The sequence below is a fragment of the Planococcus salinus genome (assembly GCF_003719725.1).
GTDB classification, from domain to species: domain Bacteria; phylum Bacillota; class Bacilli; order Bacillales_A; family Planococcaceae; genus Planococcus; species Planococcus salinus.
In genome coordinates this window covers 20,321-40,800 of record NZ_RIAX01000005.1, presented here as the reverse complement: position 1 = coordinate 40,800, position 20,480 = coordinate 20,321, and the positions used below count along the sequence as shown (strand labels likewise).

General features: G+C 44.2%; 18 protein-coding genes and 1 riboswitch. Of the genes, 14 read left to right on the top strand and 4 right to left on the bottom strand.

Going from position 1 to position 20,480, the window contains the following annotated elements; genetic code table 11:
* Positions 1-10: 10 nt before the first annotated feature.
* The 7 genes from EEX84_RS08445 (at position 11) to EEX84_RS08415 (ending at position 7,936) form a co-directional block, all read left to right on the top strand.
* The gene (locus EEX84_RS08445) at positions 11-1,051 is read left to right on the top strand and encodes an ABC transporter ATP-binding protein (protein ID WP_123165195.1); all 1,041 of its coding nucleotides are present in this window, start codon (positions 11-13) and stop codon (positions 1,049-1,051) included.
* Complete coding sequence (locus EEX84_RS08440; protein WP_420812566.1) at positions 1,051-2,037, top strand: ABC transporter ATP-binding protein; 987 nt, start codon at positions 1,051-1,053, stop codon at positions 2,035-2,037. The genes EEX84_RS08445 and EEX84_RS08440 overlap by 1 nt, the downstream gene beginning before the upstream one ends.
* 29 nt (positions 2,038-2,066) lie before the next feature.
* On the top strand, positions 2,067-3,698 hold the full coding sequence (locus EEX84_RS08435) for a peptide ABC transporter substrate-binding protein (protein ID WP_123165194.1): 1,632 nt from the start codon (positions 2,067-2,069) through the stop codon (positions 3,696-3,698).
* Positions 3,699-3,798: 100 nt separating this feature from the next.
* A complete protein-coding gene (locus EEX84_RS08430) occupies positions 3,799-4,182 on the top strand; it encodes a DUF3899 domain-containing protein (protein ID WP_158599096.1) in 384 nt (127 codons plus the stop codon).
* A 51-nt stretch (positions 4,183-4,233) separates the two neighbouring features.
* Positions 4,234-6,024 (top strand): S9 family peptidase, encoded by a 1,791-nt coding sequence (locus EEX84_RS08425; RefSeq protein ID WP_123165192.1) that lies wholly within the window; start codon positions 4,234-4,236, stop codon positions 6,022-6,024.
* Positions 6,025-6,135: 111 nt separating this feature from the next.
* Positions 6,136-7,287, top strand: a complete 1,152-nt coding sequence (locus tag EEX84_RS08420) for a M20 peptidase aminoacylase family protein (RefSeq protein WP_123165350.1) — start codon at positions 6,136-6,138, stop codon at positions 7,285-7,287.
* Positions 7,288-7,405: 118 nt separating this feature from the next.
* Positions 7,406-7,936, top strand: coding sequence for a hypothetical protein (locus EEX84_RS08415; RefSeq protein WP_123165191.1), 531 nt, complete (start codon positions 7,406-7,408; stop codon positions 7,934-7,936).
* 174 nt (positions 7,937-8,110) lie between these two features.
* Here the strand turns inward: EEX84_RS08415 and EEX84_RS08410 are convergent, their stop codons facing one another.
* Both EEX84_RS08410 and tagD read right to left on the bottom strand, forming a co-directional pair.
* Positions 8,111-9,280: a CDP-glycerol glycerophosphotransferase family protein gene (locus EEX84_RS08410; RefSeq protein WP_123165190.1), complete on the bottom strand. Its 1,170-nt coding sequence runs from the start codon at positions 9,278-9,280 to the stop codon at positions 8,111-8,113.
* Entirely contained in the window at positions 9,277-9,669 is a 393-nt protein-coding gene (gene tagD / locus EEX84_RS08405; RefSeq protein WP_123165189.1) for a glycerol-3-phosphate cytidylyltransferase, read from the bottom strand. Before tagD ends, EEX84_RS08410 begins: the two co-directional genes overlap by 4 nt.
* 153 nt (positions 9,670-9,822) lie before the next feature.
* On the opposite strand from tagD, the gene EEX84_RS16675 reads away from it, so the two are divergent.
* The 3 genes from EEX84_RS16675 to tagH are packed head-to-tail and all read left to right on the top strand — an operon-like array spanning position 9,823 to position 13,910.
* Positions 9,823-12,249: a CDP-glycerol glycerophosphotransferase family protein gene (locus tag EEX84_RS16675; RefSeq protein WP_240033947.1), complete on the top strand. Its 2,427-nt coding sequence runs from the start codon at positions 9,823-9,825 to the stop codon at positions 12,247-12,249.
* A gap of 17 nt (positions 12,250-12,266) precedes the next feature.
* Positions 12,267-13,073 carry an ABC transporter permease gene (locus EEX84_RS08395; protein WP_123165188.1) on the top strand — a complete coding sequence of 269 codons (807 nt, stop codon included), beginning with the start codon at positions 12,267-12,269 and terminating at the stop codon, positions 13,071-13,073.
* 18 nt (positions 13,074-13,091) lie between these two features.
* Positions 13,092-13,910, top strand: coding sequence for a teichoic acids export ABC transporter ATP-binding subunit TagH (gene tagH / locus EEX84_RS08390; RefSeq protein WP_123165187.1), 819 nt, complete (start codon positions 13,092-13,094; stop codon positions 13,908-13,910).
* A gap of 86 nt (positions 13,911-13,996) precedes the next feature.
* Here tagH and EEX84_RS08385 read toward each other — a convergent pair whose 3' ends face one another.
* Positions 13,997-15,526, bottom strand: a complete 1,530-nt coding sequence (locus tag EEX84_RS08385) for a glycosyltransferase family 2 protein (protein ID WP_123165186.1) — start codon at positions 15,524-15,526, stop codon at positions 13,997-13,999.
* 161 nt (positions 15,527-15,687) lie between these two features.
* Entirely contained in the window at positions 15,688-16,437 is a 750-nt protein-coding gene (locus EEX84_RS08380; RefSeq protein WP_123165185.1) for a WecB/TagA/CpsF family glycosyltransferase, read from the bottom strand.
* A 147-nt stretch (positions 16,438-16,584) separates the two neighbouring features.
* Between EEX84_RS08380 and EEX84_RS08375 the strand changes: the two genes are divergently transcribed.
* From EEX84_RS08375 to EEX84_RS08360, 4 genes are all read left to right on the top strand, one after another.
* The gene (locus tag EEX84_RS08375) at positions 16,585-17,454 is read left to right on the top strand and encodes an HD domain-containing protein (RefSeq protein ID WP_123165184.1); all 870 of its coding nucleotides are present in this window, start codon (positions 16,585-16,587) and stop codon (positions 17,452-17,454) included.
* Between the two features lie 210 nt (positions 17,455-17,664).
* On the top strand, positions 17,665-18,576 hold the full coding sequence (locus tag EEX84_RS08370; RefSeq protein WP_123165348.1) for a DMT family transporter: 912 nt from the start codon (positions 17,665-17,667) through the stop codon (positions 18,574-18,576).
* A 121-nt stretch (positions 18,577-18,697) separates the two neighbouring features.
* A complete protein-coding gene (locus tag EEX84_RS08365; RefSeq protein ID WP_123165183.1) occupies positions 18,698-18,958 on the top strand; it encodes a DUF2188 domain-containing protein in 261 nt (86 codons plus the stop codon).
* Between the two features lie 145 nt (positions 18,959-19,103).
* Positions 19,104-19,979, top strand: a complete 876-nt coding sequence (locus EEX84_RS08360; RefSeq protein WP_123165182.1) for a DUF1028 domain-containing protein — start codon at positions 19,104-19,106, stop codon at positions 19,977-19,979.
* Between the two features lie 405 nt (positions 19,980-20,384).
* A riboswitch (cyclic di-GMP riboswitch) is annotated at positions 20,385-20,469 on the top strand.
* The last annotated feature ends 11 nt before the right edge of the window (positions 20,470-20,480 follow it).

Here is a 20,480-nt window from a genome sequence, read left to right as displayed (position 1 = left end):
AGGTACAAAAATGGATCATTTATTGGAAGTGAATAATTTAGAAGTGAATTTCAAAACATATGGCGGCGAAGTCAAAGCTGTCCGCGACGTTTCTTTCCATGTCGACAAAGGGGAAGTCGTTGCGATTGTCGGAGAAAGCGGAAGCGGGAAAAGTGTTACTGTCCAGACAATAATGGGACTGATCCCGACACCGCCCGGCATTATCAAAGGAGGCACTATTCAATTTCAGGGACAGGATTTACTGAGTCTGTCGAAGAAAGAACTGCGGAAAGTCAAAGGGTCGAAAATCGGCATGATCTTCCAGGACCCGATGACTTCTTTGAACCCGACGATGGTTGTCGGAAAGCAGATTGCTGAAGGCCTCATTACTCATCAGAACTTATCAAAACAAGCTGCCAAAGCACGAGCCATCGAATTGATCAAGCAAGTGGGAATTCCAAATCCCGAAGAACGCTATGGCCAGTATCCGCATGAATTCAGTGGCGGCATGAGGCAACGGGCGATGATTGCAATTGCACTGGCATGCAACCCGGAGCTGCTGATTGCCGATGAACCTACAACAGCGCTGGATGTTACCATCCAGGCGCAAGTGTTGGAATTGATGAAGGATTTGCAGGAACAAACGAATACCGCCATCATTTTGATCACTCACGATCTTGGTGTTGTGGCGGAAACCGCTCAGCGTGTAATCGTCATGTACGGCGGCATGATGGTCGAGAGCGGCACGGTATTGGAATTGTTTGAAAACCCGAAACATCCCTATACATGGGGATTGCTGAACTCCATACCTGATGTGGATGGACCGGAGAAAAAGCAATTGGTCCCGATTGAAGGTTCTCCGCCTGATCTGTTTTCGCCGCCGAAAGGCTGTCCATTCGCTCCACGCTGCAAATTTGCCATGGACATTTGCGTGGAAGAAATGCCGGGAGCGTATGAAATCGGGGAAGGCCATCACGCAAAATGCTGGTTGAATGATGAGCGTGCGCCTGAAGTGGATCATGCTTTTGCTCCTAAGAAAAAAGAAGCAGTTGCAGTAGGGAGTGAGGCATGATGGTGGAAAAGTTAATGGAAATTGGAAACAGCCAATTGGATGACAATTTGGTCGAGGTTCGGTCACTGAAAAAGTATTTTGACATCAAAAAAGATGTCACAGTCAAGTCAGTCGACGATATTTCCATCTCGATCAGAAAAGGGGAGACGTTTGGTCTCGTCGGTGAAAGTGGAAGCGGAAAGTCGACTTTAGGAAAAACATTGGTCGGTCTGCAAGCGCCCACAGCCGGAGAAGTCATTTACAACGGCCAGGACGTTACACAGCTCGACAAAGAAACGAAAAAACTGGTCAATAAGGAAATGCAGATCATCTTTCAGGACCCGCACGCTTCCCTTAATCCACGGATGCGTGTCGGCGATATTATTGCTGAAGGTATCGATGCCTATAAGCTCTTCAAAGGCAAAGAACGGGAAAATCGGATTTACGAGTTGCTGGAACGCGTTGGCCTGCGGGCTGAGCACGCGAAACGTTTTCCGCATGAATTCAGTGGTGGGCAAAGACAGCGCATCGGCATTGCCCGTGCGCTGGCGGTTGAACCGAAATTCATCGTAGCCGATGAACCGATCTCGGCATTGGATGTGTCGATCCAAGCGCAAGTCATCAACTTGCTGGAAGACTTGAAGGATTCGGAGGATTTGACTTACTTGTTTATCGCCCACGATCTGGGAATGGTCAAGCACATCAGTGACCGGATCGGTGTCATGTATCTTGGGAAAATGATGGAATTGAGCAACAGCGATGACATGTTTACCAAGCCACTTCATCCTTACACACAGGCGTTATTGTCGGCCATTCCAAAGACGGACCCTCGGGCTGCCAAAAGGGAACGGATTGTATTGGCTGGCGATCCGCCAAGCCCGACAAATCCGCCGAGCGGCTGCCGTTTCCGGACGAGATGCCCGCATGCCATGGCTATTTGTGCGGAGCAGGCTCCACCTTGGAAGGAGGTGGAACCGGAGCACTGGACGGCTTGTCATCTATACTAAAAATGAAAGAAGAAATAGGGGGAAACAACATGAAGAAATGGTTATTGCCAATGAGCGTAATGCTTGCAGCATCGACTGCATTAACAGGATGCTATGGCGGCGGTTCAGCTGAAGAAGAGACTTCAGGAGACAATGCAGACAGCGGAGACATCAAACAGGAAATCGTCGTCAATGCTATGTCTGAGCCACCGGCAATCGATCCGGCACTTGCAACAGATACAACTTCCGGATGGGTACTCGATCATATTTTTGAAGGGTTGTATACACGGGATCAGGAAGGAAATCCGGTACTGGGAGTGGCAGAAGATGTTGCTGTATCGGAAGATGGCACGACTTACACATTTACTTTGCGTGAAGATGCCAAATGGTCGGACGGTTCCCAAGTGACGGCGTCAGACTTTGAATACGCCTGGAAACGCGTATTGAACCCTGATACAGGAAGCTCGTTTGCATTCTACATGTACTACATCAAAGGAGCAGAAGACTATAACAAAGGAAACGGTTCAGTTGAAGATGTCGGCATCACGGCAGTGGACGACACGACTTTCGAAGTTCAATTGAACTCACCGCTTGGTTATTTCGACAGCTTACTGACGCTTTGGACTTTCTATCCGGTTCAGCAGGCCGCAGCTGAAGAAAACGAAAACTGGGCTGCTGAAGCAGACACATTCGTCAGCAACGGTCCGTTCGAAATGGCAGAGTGGAACCATGACAGCAATGTAGTCATTGAAAAGAATGACGATTATTATGACAAAGACGTCGTCAACCTGGACAAAGTTACATTCGAGTTAGTCAATGAAGCCACTACGTATTATCAAATGTTCAAAACAGAAGAGCTTGACTTAGTTATGACTTTGCCGACAGATGTCATTGCATCTGAAAGAGAAAATGAAGAATATGTGGAAGTTCCTTATTATGGAACTTATATGTACATGTTCAACGTAGAACAGGAACCATTTACAAACGCCAAAGTCCGTCAGGCATTTGCCATGTCGGTTGACCGTGAATCTTTGACAGAGAACGTAACATTGGGTGGAGAAACGCCGGCATACGCGATGGTTCCGGATGGCGCAGAAACACCTGAAGGAGATTTCCGTGAAGTAGGCGGAGATTATTTTAAAGAAAATGCAGAAGAAGCCAAAAAATTGCTGGAAGAAGGAATGGCTGAAGAAGGATGGTCTGAGTTGCCGGAAGTTACTTTGATGTACAATACTTCTGAAAACCATAAAAAAATTGCTGAAGCCGTACAGGAAATGGTCAGCAATAACCTGGGTGTCGATATCAAGCTTGCCAACCAGGAATGGGGAACTTACTTGGATACGACCAAACAAGGCAATTTCCAGATGGCCCGCATGGGTTGGATCGGTATTTTCGTGGATCCTGTTGTAAACCTGGATTATTACCTGGGTGACAGCCCGAACAACCGTACCGGCTGGGTAAACGAGGAATTCGACTCCATCATGGCTGAGTCGAAAGTGGAACAAGACAATGACAAACGTTACGAATTGCTGCATCAGGCGGAAGAAATCCTGATGACAGATATGCCGTTTATGCCGGTCTACTTCTACAAAAACAATTATTTGGTGTCTACGGACTTTGAAGATGTCGTTTACTACGTAAACCGTTATCCTCACTTAAAGTGGGCTGAAAAGACAAATTGATTTCAGTGGACTGTTGAATTGAACTGATAAAGCTCCCGCTCCTCCATGGAGAATGAGGAGCTTTATCGTTTTTACTGAGAAGAATGATGAGGTGGCTATTATGAAAAAGTTTATTGTATTAACAGGCGTCATGGCAATTCTTTGGGCAGGTCTTACACTGACAGGGGACTGGTCGCTTGTCGAATGGGTTAATATCTCTTTTTTAGTCGGCTTGGTGACAGCGATACTGGCAGCGTGCGTAAAAATCTGGCAGACGAAGTTCCTGGAGCTGTTTACAGGCGGTTTCCGGTCCATGGGCAATTTTTTTATGCCGATTTCCAAATCGAGAGCGCTCGAGCGCGCAAACGAACAATTGGCAAATGACGAAAACTTAAAAGAATTTAAACAGTCAACGGCGCAGTGGCTGCTGTTGTTTCTATCCTCTCTGGCCGCCTCATCGATTCTTTGTTCCGCTATTGGTTTGTTTATCTATTATACAAAATAAGGTACACTACTAATTATAAAAAGATTCAAGCAATTTGAAAGGGGATATAAAATGACAGTTTCCACCGAACAATTATTAAATACATATTTGCATGCGCACGGGGCATCGCAGCCTGAAGTGATCCCAGGCAAAAAAGCTTTTACTTTCCTGTCCAAAGAAACCGGTTTGCCGCAGGCGTGGAAATGGGAAGAAGCATCTTCTGAAGTCGTACAATATACGGACGTCGAAGATCGTGTCATGTTCGTCAGCCATTCCCCTTCAGGTGCCGGAACAATTATCGGCATGGACGAAAAAGGGAATGAAAAACAACAATTGTACATGCTGACGGAAAACGGCGAAAAAGTGGAGGAACTCATTAATTCAAAAGAGCATTTTCACAATTTCGGCGGATGGTCTCCGGATGAAACGAAAATTGCTTATTCAAGCAACCGGCGCGACGCAGGCTACTTTGATGTCTTCATTATGGATTTGGAGACAAAACAGGAAGAGTGCGTTTACCAGGTGGATGGGAACTGCACACCGGTGTGCTGGACGAAAGACGGAAAAGGTTTAATTTTACGCATCCCGGATACGAACATTGAGCTTTCTTTCTACCTCTTTGATTTGGCGACCAAACAGCGTACGCGAATCGGCAAAGATCAAACGTTGGCACGCTATCAGTCGATTCAGCTGAGTTCCGATGGCAAGGAAGGGTTTGTCCTGACTGATGAAGAACGTGACCTTTTGGGAATTCATCATTTCAGGCTGGATGAACCTTCAGTATTGAATCCACTGTTGCTCAATAAGCAATGGGATATTGAGGAAATAAAACTGTCCCCTGATAATTCACGGCTTGCTTTTACCGTCAACGAGGGAGGCTTGTCCAGTTTGGGGATATACGACTTGAAAGAAGGCCTGCACCGCCAAGTGGCCGGTCTGCCGAAAGGCGTCTTCTCATCAATCGATTGGCTTTCTGATCATGAGCTGATCGTAGACGTGAAAAGTGCTGTGCTGCCCGGAGATATATGGAAAGTTTCTTTGACAAACGGAAAAGTGGAGCGGTTGACGTTCGTCGGCGAGTCGAAGGAGGTGCAGGACCTCTGGGTTGAGCCGGAATTGTGTAAATTCGCATCGTTTGACGAACTGGAAGTCCCTTACTTTTTATACGGCAAAAAAGAAGAATCCCAGCCGGTGGTCGTATATGTGCACGGGGGACCTGAATCCCAGATTCGGTCAGAGTACAATCCGGTTATCCAATTTTTGGCGTCACAGGGATTTGCGGTAGTCGCGCCAAATGTCCGCGGGAGTTTAGGATACGGCAGGAAATACGTCAAACTGGATGATGGACGCAAACGGATGGATTCCGTTGCTGATCTGAAAGCATTAACAGAAGACCTGGTAAAGAATCACGGAGTGGATGCAGATCGCATCGGCATCATGGGACGCAGTTACGGTGGCTTTATGGTGCTGGCGGCAGTGACTCATTATCCGGATATTTGGGCAGCAGGTGTGGATATCGTCGGCATCTCCCATTTTAAGTCATTCCTTGAAAATACGGGGCCGTGGCGCAGAAAAATGCGTGAATTTGAATATGGTTCTTTGCAGGAGGACGTCGACTTTTTTGAAGAAATCGCCCCATTGAATCATACCGCGAACATTACTGCACCATTGCTGGTTTTCCATGGCAGAAACGATACGCGGGTTCCGGTAACGGAAGCGGAGCAATTGACCGCGGATCTTGAAAACCAAGGAAAGCAAGTGGAGTTGGTCATTTTTGATGATGAAGGACACCAGACGGAAAAAATTGAAAATCACATCCGGATGAATACGATGATTGTGGAGTTTATGCAAAAGAATCTTTAGTTTTTACAGTCCTGGCCGAAACTAGAAAGCCGGGGCTGTTTTTTAGATTGCAAAAAAGTTAGAAAAGCGAAATAATTAAGAGGAACAAAAAAATTGACCGAGGTGAAGGAAATGAAGACTGTTTTAGAGGAAGTTAAGCTCGTCGCAGAAGAAGTCCAGCCGATTGCCCAAGAAGTATTTGAACATTTACATACACATCCGGAAATCAGTTGGAAAGAAGTTGAAACTACAAAATACCTGAAAGAATTTTTAGAGAGAGAAGGTTTTCAAGTCGAAACCTTCGATGACATGACAGGACTCGTGGTTACAGTGGGAACTGGAAAGCCGTGCGTCGGAATCCGGACGGACATTGATGCTTTGTGGCAGGAAGTGGATGGCCACTACCAAGCCAACCATTCATGCGGTCATGATGCCCATATGACGTTGGCAATCGGCGCCTTGCTGGTGTTGAAGAAACTGGGCATCCCGGAAAAAGGGCAACTGAAAGTATTGTTCCAGCCAGCTGAAGAAAAAGGGACGGGTGCACTGGCTTTTGTCGATAAAGGAGTCGTCGATGATATCGATTATTTATATGGTGTTCATCTGCGTCCGAAGCAGGAAGTGGGTTATGGCTATTCAACGCCGGCGATTTTAAACGGTGCTGCGAGAATGCTCAAAGGTTCGATCAAAGGGACCGATGCCCATGGAGCCAGACCGCATGAAGGCCAAAATGCTATTGAAGTGATGGCGTTGCTGGTGCAGGCGATCCGCTCGATCCATGTCGATCCAATGGTCCCGCATTCTGCGAAAATGACGATGTTCCAGTCCGGCGGCGATTCCGCGAACATTATTCCAGGCAATGGCGTTTTCAGCATCGATGTGCGTGCACAGACCAACGAAGTTATCGAAAAATTGTTGAACCAGGTGAAAAAGTCGATCGACTCCATTGCTGACATGACGGGAGTGAAAATCGAATACAACATTATTGCTGAAATCGCTGCAGCGCAAGTAGATGAAACAGCTGTGGAAATTATGGCGGAGGCTATTAAAGATACCGTTGGAGAAGAATTTTTAAAGCCGCCGGTTGTCACACCGGGCGGAGAAGACTTCCATTATTACACATTAAAGCGGCCGACTGTCAAAGCGACGATGCTCGGGCTGGGATGTGACCTGTCCCCGGGCCTTCACCATCCGTCTATGACTTTTAATCGCGACAGCCTGGTGACCGGGATTGAAATACTGGCAAGGGCTGTTATCCGCACATTTGAACACGAGGGGAAATAAGGGCCTGAAATTCATTTATTCTAAGCAAAAATTGCAGGATTTTTGATAATCTTTCTGGAATAGTTATTAATAGGAGTCACAGCTAACACCAGTATGGAAGATAAGAGGAGGAAACCGGATGATGACTGAAGACGATATGATTGTAACTTATCAACTCGGGCTTAAAAACGGTACGGATCTATTTTATTGCCATGCTGTTTGTTCACTGATGGAAACCGGAAGTCCGGAAGCTGTTTCTACGGAAGTGGCGAGCGCTACTTTTTGTTTGTTTAACCCACAAATCAGCTCCTTGGATGCAATCAGTGCATACGCAGAAGAAATATCGGGAAAAATGAGTGCGGTATGTGAAGATTTGAAATACGTCCAGGGGATTGAAGAAGTTTTCGGGCTGATTGCCATCAGTGATTCCTTGAAAGCAGTGAGTAAGGAATGGGAAGAAAAAGGTCTTGAGGACTTATTCAGGAAAAAGATTATTGAAGAACTCAAGCTGTTGAACGTGGAAATTTTGGTGGTGCTTCCGAATTATGTGCAAAGTGAAGTGCCGAACAAAGAAGCTACCAATAAAAACCTCCAAGCGTATTATCGGAAAAATGGATTTCATCGTTTGAGAAAAAATATGGACGAACCTGCCATGTACAGACATATTTGAGCTATAGGACAGAAAAAAGCCGCCTCTTGTAAATTGACAGGAAGGCGGCTTTTTATGCAGCAGGATCTGCATTGGTTTTCAAATTGCTTTTCGGGTCATAAATAGAAACTGGATGCCCGTCCAATTAGTCATCAACTCCTGGTATGTGAGGAGTCTCCTTTATATTCAGGAAAATCACAAGTCCTGTTGATCATAAATGGAGGAAATGAGATTTTTGCAGGCTTGTCCTGTCGAATAGGTATTCCAGTGTTCCCGGAAGCGGTCGATTTTGTCAAAATCGATTGAAGTGTCGTTGAGGTGCCGGATCAACCCGCTTGTCGTGGTGACAATTGGGCCTGGAAAATACAGATCATTGGTGGCCCACAGGCCTTGCTGATGCTTGTAGTCCTTATAGTCATAAGTGAAAAAAATCATCTTCTTGCGGAGCAACGAGAAATCAAAGGAAATGGAAGAATAATCGCTTACCAGGACATCAGTGGCTATCAATAATTCATTGACGGAAGGGTAGTCACTGACCACCAGCAAGCGAGGGTCACTTTCTAAATTTATGGATTCTTTTGCCGAAGGGTGCAGTCTGAGAAGCAGAATATGATGGTCGTCCAGCCCAGCCAGGATTTTTTCTATCCATTCGCTCGTATTGACTGTTGGCAATAGTTCTTTTCGGTACGTCGGTGCATACAGGACCACCCGTTTTCCAACAATGGAAGGATAGGCTTTTCTGACACAGCTCAGGCCGCGGGCTTTGGCAACGTCATCAAAATAAAAGTCTGTCTGGGGAACACCGGTATACAAGAACCGGCTGTCATCCAAATGGAATGATTCGGCGAATATCTGTGCCATCTGACGGCTGCTCACCGGAATGAAATGAAACCGGTCATAAACTTGCTGAAACCTTTTTTGGGCGAGGCAGCTGCGCTTTTTTGTGGCAGGTTCACACCATCCGAAGCGTTTGATGGCCCCGGTGGCATGCCATAACTGGACACATCTTACAGATTTCCGGAAATTCATGACTGAAAGTATTCCGACGTAATTGTCGATAAAAATATACTTGGCAGTTGCCAGATGATACAGGGAACAAACTAAATGGACTATATTCGCCGTCTCAAACTTCAGGATTTTTTTGTTGTTGGCCGGAATAGTGGAAAAATCGATCGTGCACTTTGTTTTGTTTAAAAAAATGAGCGGTTGTTTGCTCGACGTGGCCAATTCTGCAGCGACATAATAAGCGTTATTGCCGAAAGATGACAGAAAGACAGTTTTATTTTGCAGCGGAAATAAGTTGAAAAAGGAAGCGGCTCCTTTCACTAAGGCCAAGTAACCGGCAATAAGTGCTTCTTTAATCATTTCTGGCTCAAGAGATCAGCTTTGATTTTAGTGGTTGAGATGCCTTCCGTCCGCGGCAAGTAAATCACTTGGCAAAAAGGTTTCAGTTCGTCGAATTTCCCTTCCCAGTCTGATCCCATGACGAAGCAGTCGACCTGGTAAATGCTGATGTCTTCAATTTTCTGGTTCCAATGGCGTTCAGGTATCACTTCATCGACGTATTTAATCGATTCAAGAATCAGTTTTCGTTCAGCGTAAGTATAATAAGCTTTTTTGCCTTTTTGGGCATTAAAGTGATCAGTGGACAATCCAACGATCAAATAATCCCCGCATTCTTTGGCTCTTCTTAAAATATTTATATGGCCGTGATGTATCAAATCGAAAGTCCCATAAGTGATTACTTTTCTCATCACATCTCACTCCAGAAATGTATTTTTTATCATATTGCAAGTGATTAACCTATGTGTTATATGTTATCATTTTTCTATAACAATTGAAAATGTTTTGTGAATATTATGACAACATTGTAAATTCGGCGATTCCATTGCAGAGAAGGGGTTTGTATGCAGATATACAATGAACAGGTTCATCTGCTCAATCAAAAGTCCAACCGCTTTGAATTCTTTATACAGGAAAGCGAGGGAAAATATTATGTGGACCTTCAACTAGTAACACCGGGCATCCCTTTTTTTCTCGGCCGATTTGAAGCGGCCGATCAAGTCCTTTTGAAGGAAGAGACAGAAACAGAAGTGACGGTAGTTTATCTCAAAGATGAAAGAATATACATTACGCGTCAAAGTCAGAAGCCGAATCCTCATTTCGAAATGACGGAGGCAGCTTTCCCTTTGCAGTTTGAATATTTTTCGGATGCAGTGAGGTGTGTACAAACAAGTGAGACGGGTTTTTCCGTTTATGATCAGGAGGATGTTTTTTTGTTCGCCATCCATGATTTTGCATCCCGTCAACGATTGACTTACCTGTTCCCTGTAGACCTCGGGCTTTCGACTGTTGAATACCGGTTTTTAACATTAGCCAAAATCCATTACGCTTCTTATTATGTATTTCTCGTCTATGACTTGTTCAGAAGAGAAATTAAGGCAAAAAATATGGAGTTTTCTGTGGAGTGGAAAGGTGCACAGCTGGATTACGGGCTGGCAGGCCCAGGCGAGCTGGAAGTCACATCTGGTTCGGTCAGCTCCATCGTTGATTTTCGAAGGATTCCTGTTAAGGGAAGAAGGGTATTTACCATCTATCAACTGGAAAGCTATCGGGACCGGCATTTGCTGGGAACAATAAAGATAAATGGTGTCACGTATTACCTGCATAACAAATTGAATGGTGTATTTCTCAGCCGCGGAAATCCAATTAGAGTTTCAGGATTTCAGCCGAATATGAAATTGCGGCTGCTCGGCAACAATCTTTATTTGCTCGGACGTTACACCCATTATGCTTATAAGGCAAGCGAAGCTTATGATTGGCTTTACTTGGGCAATCAGGAGCAGCCTGTGGCGAAGTTTATCAGGTTGTCCAGGATGCGTTTGCTGAGGCGGTATGGGTTTTTTAAAGTGCCCCTGTCCACTTTTTCCGAAAAAGCAGGGGAGCAGCAGTTGTTTGTCGGAACCAATGAACTGGTATTGCATCCGCTGAAATTGAAGCGGAAACCTCTTCCGTCCATAACGGTGGATTTTAAGATTCACGGAGAACGGGCTGTGGTTATAAAAACCAGCGCAGAAGGTCATCTTGCTGCTGCGGCAGTTCCGGCCACACAGGAATTTACGTGGCGCAATAGAAATCGTTTGGCAGTGAACAATCTGAAGAACAGCAAATACGTGCCGAGGATTTTTCGTATGGTCTTCAAGTTGATGGGGAAATTGCCGAAAAAAAGAAAGCTGGTCATGTTTGAAAGTTTTCATGCCAAGCAGTACAGTGACAATCCGCGCGCCCTTTATGAATATATGGAGAAGAACATAGAGGGATATCAGCTGATTTGGAGTATAGACAAATCAGCAACCCACCTGTTTGACCGTTTTCAAGTACCTTATATTGTACGTTTTACATGGAAATGGTTTCTGAATTATCCCCGCGCGCATTATTGGATCAACAATGTCCGGCTGCCGGTGTGGATGCCAAAACCGAAAGGCACCATTTATGTGCAGACCTGGCATGGCACTCCATTAAAGCGACTCGGGCTGGATATTGCAGAAGTACAAATGCCGGGTACGAAAACAGACACTTATCAGAGAAGCATCGTGAACGAATCAAAAAAATGGGATTATCTCATATCGCCAAATCCTTATTCGACTGAAATATTCAAAAGAGCATTTCATTTTAAAGGCCATGTCATTGAATCGGGCTATCCAAGAAACGATATTTTATCCAATTATTCTATGGATGGCATCCAGGAAATTAAACAGAAACTGGGCCTGCCTGCTGATAAAAAGTTGATGTTGTATGCACCGACCTGGCGCGATAACGAATTTTACCAAAAAGGGAAATACAGGTTTGACTTTCAGTTTGATCTGGAAAAGTGGAAAAGGGAGTTCGGTTCCGACTGGATTCTGTTGACAAGGATGCATTATTTGGTAGCGGAAAACTTTGATTTTTCCGCTCATGAAGGATACGTCATCGATTTATCCGGTTATCCGGATATACGGGATTTGTATTTGATTTCCGACTTACTGATCACGGATTATTCTTCTGTATTTTTTGATTATGCGATTTTATATCGGCCGATTATTTTCTTTATGTACGATTTGGAAAAATACCGGGATCAGTTAAGAGGATTTTATATTAATATTGAAGAAGAGGCACCAGGGCCGATTGTTCAGACGGAAGATGAACTGTTCCAGGCGATCCGTGACATGGCAATGGGAGATGTTCATACAGATCCGTTATTCGAAGCGTTCCGGAACAAGTATTCCTCTTTGGAAGACGGCCATGCCGCTGAACGTGTGGTACAGGCTTTCCTGCAGGAGCCTGACAAAAAGTGAGTAGGTGCTAAATCTGGATGAAATCAGCCATAACGATTTTAAAAGAACAAATTAATTATTTCTATCTCGTCAGAAGATTGTCTTTGTATGAACTGAGAAGTTTGACGAGCGGCAATTATTTGGGAATGGCTTGGGAAATTATTAATCCGGCCATTCAAATTACTATTTACTGGTTCGTTTTCGGATTTGGAATCCGGCAGCGGGAACCGGTCGGCAGCATTGATTATTTCCCTTGGTTGTTCGGCGGGATTTTGGTTTGGTTTTTTATCAACCAAAGCGTGATGAAATCTTCGAAATCGATTTACACCAAAATCAAGATGCTGTCGAAAATGAACTTTCCGATGAGTGCGATTCCCGCCTATGTTATTTTTGCGCAATTTTATCCTCATCTCGTCATTATAGGTCTGGGTGCCATTTTACTGCAGTTTTTTGGGTTTCCGGTTTCCATTTACTATGTGCAATTACCTTTATATACTGCCGGGTTGCTGGTTTTTCTATTCAGTTTGTCATTGATCACATCGACTTTAACCACTATTGTCCGTGATGTTCAAATGTTACTGCAGTCCCTCATGCGGATGCTGCTGTACTTATCGCCTATTTTATGGCCGCCGACTTTGCTGCCGGAATCATGGCACACTTTCCTGAAGCTGAACCCGTTTTATTTTATCATCGAGGGTTATCGTGCTTCCTTACTGGGGCAAGGCTGGTACTTTATCGAACATCCTGTTCATGCTTTCTATTTTGTCGCCGTCACTGCACTTGCTTTCCTGATCGGATCATATCTGCATGTTAAGTTCAGGAAACAATTTATTGATTTTATCTAACATTGGATGTGATTGAGCATGTCAGCAACAGTCGAAGTGCGAAATGTTTCAAAGAAGTATAAGCTTTATCAGAAAAAATCGGAACGGATTCTTGATCTGATGGTTCCCTATAAAGAATTCGGCGAAGACTTCTTTGCTTTGCAAAATGTCTCATTTGACGTGGAGGAAGGGTCAATCATCGGATTTGTCGGCATTAACGGTTCAGGAAAATCAACACTTGCCAACATCATTGCCGGAGTTATCCCGCCGACTTCAGGGTACGTAAAGAGTACGGGAAATGTTGCGTTGATCGCCGTGAACGCTGGGCTTGACAATCAATTATCAGGAAGAGAAAATATTGAACTGAAACTTCTGATGCTGGGCTTCTCCAAAAGAGAAATCGTAGAAATGGAACAGGAAATCATTGAATTTGCTGAGATTGAAAAGTTCATCGATCAGCCAGTTAAAACGTATTCCAGTGGTATGAAGTCCCGACTCGGGTTTTCAATATCGATTCGGGTGGATCCTGATGTACTGATCATCGATGAAGCTTTGTCAGTGGGGGATAAGTCGTTTGCCGAGAAAAGCTTTGCAAAAATGATGGAATTTACACAAAAAGGGAAAACGATGTTTTTTGTCAGCCATTCGATCGGGCAGATGAAAAAGTTTTGCGAAAAAATCGTTTGGCTGGAATTTGGTATTGTAAAGGAATTCGGCGACGCCCAGGAAGTGCTGGAACATTATGAGGAATTTTTGAAAAAATATCAGAATATGAACAAAGAAGAAAAGCAAACTTACCGTACTGAGGCTTTGAAAAGCCATTCACTGAAAAAAGATGAAAACCCGTCAACAGTATAAGATGAACCGATCAACAGGGATCAGTTCAATGAACTGCTAACGGGTTTTTCTAATTTTTTTCGCACTGAACGGGCAGTAAAGACCTTTTAGGGTTCCGTGATTTTGAGGCCCAGGTTGGAATTGATGGTTGTATAAAAGTTGAAAGTCCTTTTTTCAAACTGAATCAACTCGGGCCTTAAAATGCTGATTTTTTTATAGACATCGTATCGGATAAATACTTCGAAACTTGCTGAAGGCAGTTCGTTTAAGGAATGGATATCGACCGTGAAACTTTCTTTTCCTTTGCCGTCAGCTTTAAACTCGAATGGGTATTCTTCATTGACATCCTTTCGGTTTCTGAAAACCAGTTCACTGACTTTGTCGACATCCTCTCCATACACATCGACTTCAAGTTTATAGGTCTCTTCATCGAAATAACCATTTTTATAGACGGCCAGCATGGTGACGCGAATATGCTTCAAATCTTCTTCAGGAAAAGGAGTGATCATGTAAGGCAGATTGTCTTTGACAAGATATTGCTTAAACTTTTCTTTTTTATTCCATCTGATGAGGTTTTCCATTTTCTTATATTCTCCTTGTTTAAATAATTGGTAAATGACTTTATTTATAGGATGAAAGAAGTTGTCGGAAATCTCGTAACCTAAATCGTTGGAAGTCTCGAGTACTTCCTGAAATTTAGCGAAATAATCTTCTTTGGCTTCGCTTTTCAGAAAGTGATATCTGTCAAAAAGCCTGGTGATGCAATCGAATTCATACAGACGATTTAAAATCATTTTTTCATGTTCCATCGGCAGCTTCTTTTTCTTAACGTATTTAATCACTGCTATATTCGCATCTGTTTTTTCCATGATAGTGGTTTTGGTGGTCAACGAGCTTTCGTTGTCATCCAATCGGTTCGCATAATATACGACTTGTTTCGTAGTTGAGATGGTTGGAGAGTTGGTCAGTACATCAATGAAAAATTGTTTATCTTCCGCAAACTTCATGTGAGGAAAACGTATCTGTTTATCCATTAAGAGTTTCTTTTTCATCATTCTGGCTGTCGGCCCTAAATGTTGAAAGATATGGGGAATGCTATAAGGAGAAACACTTCTCCTCTCCATGACTGATTGATGTTCGCCGACAATTTTGAGGCCTTGTGTAGCTGCTTTCATCGTTCTGCCTACTACGTAATTGTCATTCGTTTCCAGGATCAATTCATAAAGTGCCTCCAGGCCATCTTTGTGAAGCCAGTCATCAGCGTCTAAAAAAGTCACATAATCAGAGGTTGCGAGCTCGATTCCAAGGTTTCTGGGAACGGCAGGGGACCCCGAATTGCTTTTTAAAAAAACAGCGATAATATTTTTATGGGTTTTAGCATATTCCCAAAGTATTTCTCTTGAAGAATCTGTGGATTTATCGTCCACAAGTATATATTCAATATGCTCAAACCCGAGGGACTGATCTATCACGGATTCTATTGTTTTTACTAAAGAAGAAGAGGCATTGTATACGGGAGTTATAACAGTTACTTTTCTTTTTTTCTGAAGTGAACTTTCATTTTTTACAAAATAACCGTCTTTATTATATTTTATGTCTTTTGCTTCGTTAAACTTTTTGCTGCCTAGTCTCCACATTCAGCATCACTCCTTTGGTGGTGCAGATTTTACTGAATATATTACACTACATTTGACGAAATAAAAGACGAAATTTTCAGATGAATAAAACAGGTTAGTGAAGGAAAGTTGAAAAAGTGCACCATCATTTTTTCAGTACGGAAGAGGTTATAACAGCTTTTCTATTTTGCAAGGTATCTTCTTTCTCTCCATTTTTGCTTGTGAACTTCCACTACAAAGATCGGCAATTGAATCATTCGCACTCCTCGTGTCGGTTGCGTAATCAAGCGGTATAGCCACTCTAAATTCCAATCGAGCCAAAATTTGGGGGCCCGTTTCGTCTTGCCGGAAAGAACGTCAAAGCTGCCTCCAACTCCCATTAAGACTGAGCAAGGAAAAAGATGTCTGTGTTGGGCAATCCACAGTTCCTGCAACGGAACGCCAAGCCCCACGAAAAGGAAATCCGGTTGACAGGCCGCAATTTCTTCAACAGTTTCCTGCCCGATGCCCGAATAGCCGTCCTTAACTCCGGCAATGACCAGCCCGGGGTAAAGCGTTTCCGCGTTGGCCGCAGCTTGTTCTGCAACTCCTTTTTTCGAACCAAAAAAATAGACGGATTTTTGCTGTTTGCCTGCATAGGACAAGAACGTATGCAAAAGTTCATAGCCAACGATTTTCTCTGCCAGGGGCTGGCTCAGTATAGTTGAGGCTAGCATTACGCCTGTTCCATCCGGGATGATGTAGTCAGCCTGAAGAATGGCTTGTTGATAAGAATCATTTCTTTTCGCTGCCATAATGATCTCCGGGTTGGCTGTGACGATAAAAGTGTTTTTCTGCTGTTTTTCCAGTCTTGTGTACACCGCACTCACCAACTGTGATTTGAAAAGATTGTCAATCGGTATATCTACAATCGTGACTCTTCCTTTGGACAATTGATGCACCTCCAGTGTTGGAACGAACTGGGAACAGAGAACTCAAAAAGAAGAAAGGTTTATAATTTACTATACCCGTTTAGTGGTAAAATAAAAATATATTCTGAATAATCCGATAATTGAGTTTGGAGAAGGGAGGCATTTATCATGTACAGCATGGTGGAAAAGGCCATTGAATTTGCGGCCATCAAACACGATGGTCAATTCAGGAAAGGTACAGTGATTCCTTATATTACGCATCCATTCGGAGTGGCGCTGCTGCTGCAAAAAGAACAGCAGAGGGAAGAAGTAATCGCCGCGGGAGTTTTGCATGACACACTGGAAGATACCGATACGACCAAGGAGGAGCTGCTGAAGCAATTCGGGGAAGAAGTGCTCTGGCTTGTAGTGGCTGCCACAGAGCCGTCCAAATCTTTGCCGTGGGAAGTACGGAAACTTCATACGATTGAACAGCTTCCTTTTCGTTCAGACGAGGAAGTGATGTTGATCCTGGCTGATAAGCTGCATAATCTGCGGTCGATTCACCAGGATGCAGCTGACAAAGGAGAAGATGTCTGGCTCCGTTTCAACAGGGAGAAGCGGGATCAATCGTGGTATTACATGGGCATTGTGCAGGCGGTGATGGGCAGAAAAAAAGAGATTCCTCTGGTACGTCAGCTGGAAAGGGAAGTATGCCGATTGTTCATAGGTAAAGACAAAATCGGCACGCGGGATATCGATGCTTTGTTTAAGTGCGCGGCGGGGATGAGTGAAGAGTTGCGACAGGAAATGGGAGAAGGAAATGCCCTGAAATTTATTGAGGAGATAACAGTCAGGGCAGACAGGAACTTTAAAGAAAAAGGAAGCGAGCTGATAGCTCCTTTGAAAAAAGGGATGGACGACAGAGGCCTTTCTTTGCACATGGACACAGACAAGGAGGGAGTGCTGTTGGCGTATTTGACGGAACTGAAGCATCGGCTGGCGTGGTCGGACGATGTATTTTTCGAACATTTCAAACGCAACCGTTGGAGAATGTAACAATGCGCTCAAGAGGTCGAAAAGGGGGATGGGAGCCGCATTTTGTTCTGCGATGAGAAAATATTCAGTGCATCGGTTATAAATTTGATACACCGCTTTGCAGCCGGGTTGTCCACTTATATTCGTAACAGGCAGAAATGTGGTAAAATGTAAGGGTGTTTTACTGAATAATAATAATTTTTGCACACAGAAAAGGAATTGGTGGATGCTTTGATCAAAATATACGCACTTCTGCTGTTTGTTATGCTTCTCTGGGGATTTAATGTATCTGCTATCAAAGTGCTGGTGACCAGCATGGATCCGATTATTCTAACCGCTTTACGGATTTTTCTTGCAGGGGTCGCTGTCCTGGTCGCCTCTGTTTTTATGAAAATATTCCGGTGGCCCAACAGAAAAGAACTGGGGCTCATTTTGTACATATCGATATTCAATGTCATGTTGCATCATATTTCCATTGCATTGGGCCTTCAATCCACGCTGGGCGTCAATACAGGATTAATCTTGGGAACAGGCCCTTTGTTCACCATGATTTTGGCAGTCATTTTATTGGGAAGCCGTGTCTCAAAGCTGCGGATTATCGGATTCCTGCTGGGATTTATCGGCGTAGCAGTAACATCGCTTTCAGGAGTAAACGGGTTTAACGGAGTTTCGCTTGGGGATTTATTTATCTTAACGGGAGTGGTGACACAGGCTTTCAGTTTTATACTGATCAGCAAGCTGCATGCGGATTTCGATCCGCGTCTGTTGACAGGGTATATGCTGGTGATCGGCTCCGTGGCCATTTTCATCACCAGTCTGCTGCTTGAATCGAACATCGGGCAAATCACGCGCCTGTTTTCCTGGAAGCTCGGACTGGTATTCCTGTTCAGTTCCTTGTTATGTACAGCTTTTGGCCATATGGTTTACAACTACGCCATCAAAAAAGTCGGACCGGCGGAAGCGGCGATTTTCATCAATTTCAATACAGTCTTCGCCGTTGTCGGTTCGGTCATTTTCCTGCAGGAAGCGGTCACGTATTATCACGGGCTTGGATTTGTCCTCATCTTGACCGGTGTTCTGATGGGTACGGGGACAGTGGAATATTTATGGACCGAGAGACGGAAAAAGGGGTACCAAAGTTGATGTTTCCAGCTGTTCTTCACTGATTCAAGGCCGCATAAAATATTTTACAGGTTTTCTCCTCAATTGCGCGGGTAAAGATTAAGAAAGATGAACCACTCACAAAATTGAAGGAGGAATTCTGATGGCTGATGACAACAAAGAAAACCGCGATGAGTATTTCAAGGAACGGGCAGGCACAGACGAAGCCCGTTATCATGTCGTCCCTCACGATGAAGGTGAATGGGCAATCAAAAAAGAAGGGGAAGACACCCCCGAGTCCACTTATACTTCCAAATCGGAAGCGGTGAATGAAGCGAAACAAATGGCAGAGACCGCTGGAACGATGGTGTATATCCATAATGAAGATGGGCAAATAGAAGACCAGGAAAACTATCAGTCATAAGAAACAGACCAGACCGGCAATGCATTATGTGTTGCCGGTCTTTTCAATGTGTTTTCTTCGTACAGTTAATGGTTAAACTGAAGCTGGAAGTAAGGTAATATGATTATAGAGGATAAGCATCAGGAGTAAAGAAGGGAGTCAAAAGATGAGAAGCATGGAAAGAAGAGAGAACCTAGTGGCGACATTTTCGATTATTGGGGCTGATCCGCAAACAGGTGAAGTGGGAGTTGCGGTTCAGTCGAAATTTCTGGCAGTAGGTGCTGTTGTCCCATGGGCGAAAGCGAATGTGGGAGCTGTCGCTACCCAGTCGTGGGCGAATACGGCTTATGGTCCGGAAGGTTTGGCGCTGCTTGAAGAAGGATTGTCTCCTGAAGACGTAATCGCCAGGCTGGTTGCAGACGATCCCGGAAAAAATCTGCGGCAGGTGGCGGTCATCAATGCTGAAGGAGTCGCCAGTGCGTTCACGGGAGAAGAATGTTATGACTGGGCTGGACATATTGTCGGACGCCACCATTCATGCCAGGGCAATATTCTGGTCAGCGGAGAGACGGTCTCAGCTATGAGTGAGACTTTTGAGAAGTCAAAAGGGCCGCTGGCTGAACGTTTACTGCTGGCGCTTGAGGCGGCACAGCGCGCGGGAGGCGACAGCCGCGGAAAACAGTCGGCTGCCTTGTATGTATTGCAGGAAGGTGCAGGGTACGGGGGATACAATGACGTCAAAGTGGATTTACGTGTAGATGACCATCCCGAACCCATCGAAGAACTCAAACGCCTTTTTGAATTGCATAAATTATTCGGTGCACCTTCTGATAAAACCGTGGCAATCGAAGGGGATGTGTTCGAAGAAATCAAACAGCAACTTGTGAAAGTCGGCTTATTGGCAAAGGCAGATCAGTCCAGTTACGAGGGAGAAGTAAAGGATGCGTTGAAAACTTTTACACTGCGCGAGAATTTTGACGACCACTGGACAGAAGATGACATGATCAATGAAACGGTGTTGGAGTTTTTAAGGAAGAAATAAATGGCTGAGAAATCCCGTTGGCTAATGAGCCGACGGGATTTTTGGTAGCTGCAAATTCAGCGTCGAGTACATTGGCAGACTCGATTCTCACTTGAATTTGAGCAGCGGATGAAATGTTGAAAAGAATGGGTGCTAAGTGACAAGATAGCGGAACTTCATTTTCTACAGTTTTTGCCACTAAGGCGACCGCAAAGCAAATTGGAAGAAACTGATTACTCCAAGTCAAATAGTTTTGTCTAAAAGCATCTATATTCTCTAGGCAAAAAATCATCTATATTATACTTTTTCTATTTCAATAATGTTAAAAAGAGGAAGTCTGACCAATTCTATATACCGGAATTTCGTATATATTAATATATGCAAGTAAGAGATTGACGATAGACAAAAGAGATTCGCCAATTCTTTATTTGACAAAGGCAAAAATGCTGAAAAGTGTTGACGCAAAGCTTCAGGTCTAAGGTTTTTAAACTAAGACGGCTGGGTTGCTAAGATTAAAGAATG